General features: G+C 51.0%; 2 rRNA genes. Both read right to left on the minus strand.

Features of this window, described 5'->3' with window-relative positions:
- Window positions 1-549 precede the first annotated feature (549 nt).
- Window positions 550-663, minus strand: a 5S ribosomal RNA gene (gene rrf / locus NFR47_RS08485).
- A 181-nt stretch (window positions 664-844) separates the two neighbouring features.
- Window positions 845-3,707 (minus strand): 23S ribosomal RNA (locus NFR47_RS08490); the annotation flags it as partial.

A 3,707-nucleotide genomic window follows, 5' to 3' on the forward strand; every position in this document is an offset into this window, starting at 1 on the left:
ACTTACGCTGTTCCGAACACCCGCTCCGGGCGCTCGCTCCCTCGACGAATGAAACCCCGCCATTTCCACGAGTGCGGAACAAAGATTCAAGTGCCCCCACAAAAACCCACCGTCATTCCGACTACCTACCCGTCATTCTGTGGAGCCCTCTCCCCTCTGTCATTCTGCACCCACCCCCTCTGTCATTCTGAGGAAAGGCAGTGCCTTGACGAAGAATCTGTTTCCCCGCAAAATAGATTTTCGCTAACGCTCAACATGACAAACGACAGATGTTTAACTTCGCTACGCTCGTTGCCTCCTCCTTGCATGACATAGCCTGCAAGCAGTCTCTGCGCATGTTGCGTTCGTCGGTTCGTCTACGGCTCCTCAGAATGACAAAGCAACAAATAGTTAATAATGAATAGTTAATAATTGTCTTCTGAAGAAATCATAACCTCGCCTCCCAATAGCGCGAATCACTCTCCAGCAGCATAACAAAAAAGGCCGGACCGCGATGGACCGACCAAGGAAATAAAAAAGAAAGCCGGACTCCCAAAGGAATCCGGCTTGAAGAGGCGGCTACCTACTCTCCCACGGGAAAACCGCAGTACCATCGGCGTGAGTGAGCTTAACTTCTCTGTTCGGAATGGGAAGAGGTGGAACCTCACTGCTATAACCACCTAAAACTTGAATGAAGAATTAAAAATGAAGAATTAAAAATTACCTACTCCAAACTTAACCCTCCTGAACTCTATTTCAGGCACACCTGAGAAAGAACCCTTATGCGGAAGACGCTTAAGCAAGCCCCTGAACCGTCCGCACCCGGTAAAGGATGACATGAAAGGGCTATGAGATAAAGAATCTTGCAAGAAAGCCGTTCGGGTAATTAGTATTGCTCGACTTTGACATTACTGTCTTTACATCTGCAACCTATCAACGTAGTCGTCTCCTACGCCCCTCAAGGGAAGACTTATCTTGGGGATGGCTTCGCGCTTAGATGCTTTCAGCGCTTATCCAAACCGAACGCGGCTACTCGGCGGTACACCTGGCGGCATAACCGATACACCGGAGGTTCGTCCAACTCGGTCCTCTCGTACTAAAGTCAGGACCCCTCAATCTTCCTACGCCCGCAACAGATAGAGACCGAACTGTCTCACGACGTTCTGAACCCAGCTCGCGTGCCACTTTAATCGGCGAACAGCCGAACCCTTGGGACCTTCTCCAGCCCCAGGATGTGACGAGCCGACATCGAGGTGCCAAACCGCCGCGTCGATATGAGCTCTTGGCGGCGATCAGCCTGTTATCCCCGGAGTACCTTTTATCCTTTGAGCGATGGCCAGTCCACACAGAACCACCGGATCACTATACCCTACTTTCGTACCTGTTCGACTTGTATGTCTCGCAGTCAAGCGCCCTTATGCTATTGCACTCTGCGCACGGTTACCATTCGTGCTGAGGGCACCTTGGGAAGCCTCCGTTACGCTTTTGGAGGCGACCACCCCAGTCAAACTACCCACCAAACGGTGTCCCCCGCAAGGGGTTAGAACTCAAATACACAAAGGGCCGTATTTCAACGTCGACTCCACGAACACTGGCGTGCCCGCTTCAAAGTCTCCGGCCTATCCTACACATTATGCACCCAAATTCAGCGTTAAGCTATAGTAAAGGTTCACGGGGTCTTTTCGTCCCGTTGCGGGTACCCGGCATCTTCACCGGGACTACAATTTCACCGAGCTCACGGTTGAGACAGTGTCCAGATCGTTACACCATTCGTGCAGGTCGGAACTTACCCGACAAGGAATTTCGCTACCTTAGGACCGTTATAGTTACGGCCGCCGTTTACTGGGGCTTCGATTCAATGCTTCTCTTGCGATGACATCCCCTCTTAACCTTCCAGCACCGGGCAGGTGTCAGGCCCTATACTTCTTCTTTCGAATTGGCAGAGCCCTGTGTTTTTGATAAACAGTCGCCTGGACCTTTTCGCTGCGCCCTACTCTCATAGGGACCCCTTTTCCCGAAGTTACGGGGTTAATTTGCCTAGTTCCTTAACCGTGATTCACTCGAGCACCTTAGGATACTCTCCTCGACCACCTGTGTCGGTTTACGGTACGGGCAACATGCACTATAACTTAGAAGATTTTCTCGGAAGTAGACTTGGGCGCACTATCAAATCGGCCGTAGCCTCTCTGTACTGTCAGGCTTCAGCAAGGACTAACTCTTAATCTGTCCCTATACCTAAACCCTTCAACCGCCTATTCCGTCAGGCGGCGGCGCTTACGTTCCTTCGTCTCTCCATCGAGGTGCATGTCGGTATCGGAATATTAACCGATTATCCATCGAGATCGCCTTTCGGCTTACCCTTAGGACCCGACTAACCCTGATCCGATTAGCGTTGATCAGGAAACCTTGGTCTTGCGGTGTGCGGGTTACTCTCCCGCATTATCGTTACTTATGCCTACATTTGCTTTTCCATCCGCTCCACCATACCTCACGGTACGACTTCGACGCAAATGGAATGCTCCCCTACCACACTTTCGTGTCCAGAACTTCGGTGATATGCTTGATGCCCGTTTATTATCCACGCTCTGTCGCTCGACTAGTGAGCTGTTACGCACTCTTTGAATGAATAGCTGCTTCCAAGCTAACATCCTAGCTGTCTCTGCAACAAAACATCGTTAGATCAACTTAGCATATGCTTCGGGACCTTAGTTGCTGGTCTGAGTTGTTCCTCTTTTGTGACCGGACATTAGCACCCGGTCGCTCACTGCTGCGAATCATATTACTGCCATTCGGAGTTTGTCAGGATTTGGTAGGCGGTGAAGCCCCCGCATCCAATCAGTAGCTCTACCTGCAGTAAACTCTTTATCGCAACGCTGCCCCTAAAGGCATTTCGGGGAGTACGAGCTATTTCCCAGCTTGATTAGCCTTTCACCCCTACCCTCAAGTCATCGAGAAGCTTTTCAACGCTTATTCGTTCGGTCCTCCAGTTGGTTTTACCCAACCTTCAACCTGCTCAAGGGTAGATCGCAAGGTTTCGCGTCTACGACCACTGACTAACCGCCCTATTCAGACTCGCTTTCGCTTCGACTCCGTATCTCCAGATACTTAATCTTGCCAGTGATCAGTAACTCGTAGGCTCATTATTCAATAGGCACGCCGTCACGGCACGAAGCCGCTCCGACCGGTTGTAAGCGTATGGTTTCAGGTTCTATTTCACTCCCCTGTTCGGGGTACTTTTCACCTTTCCCTCACGGTACTGGTTCACTATCGGTCTCTTGGGAGTATTTAGCCTTACCAGGTGGTCCTGGCGGATTCAGACAGGATTCCTCGTGTCCCGCCCTACTCAGGATACTGCTATCTTATGACGAACTTACCTATACGGGGCTTTCACCCTCTATGGCCGAACTTTCCAGAACGTTCCAGTTCGCAGTCACTCGAATAACGCAGTCCTACAACCCCGGTCACGCCGTAACGAAACCGGTTTAGGCTACTTCCCTTTCGCTCGCCGCTACTCAGGAAATCGATGTTTCTTTCTTTTCCTCCTCCTACTAAGATGTTTCAGTTCAGAGGGTTGGCTCACATCTCTGTGTGACAGGTCATCAACCTGCCGGGTTGTCCCATTCGGAAATCCTCGGATCAATTCCAGTTTGCGAATCCCCGAGGCTTATCGCAGCTTACCACGTCCTTCGTCGCCTCCAAGAGCCCAGGCATCCCCCATACGCTCTTAT

This window comes from Alistipes muris, from assembly GCF_943193205.1.
Taxonomy (GTDB): domain Bacteria; phylum Bacteroidota; class Bacteroidia; order Bacteroidales; family Rikenellaceae; genus Alistipes; species Alistipes muris.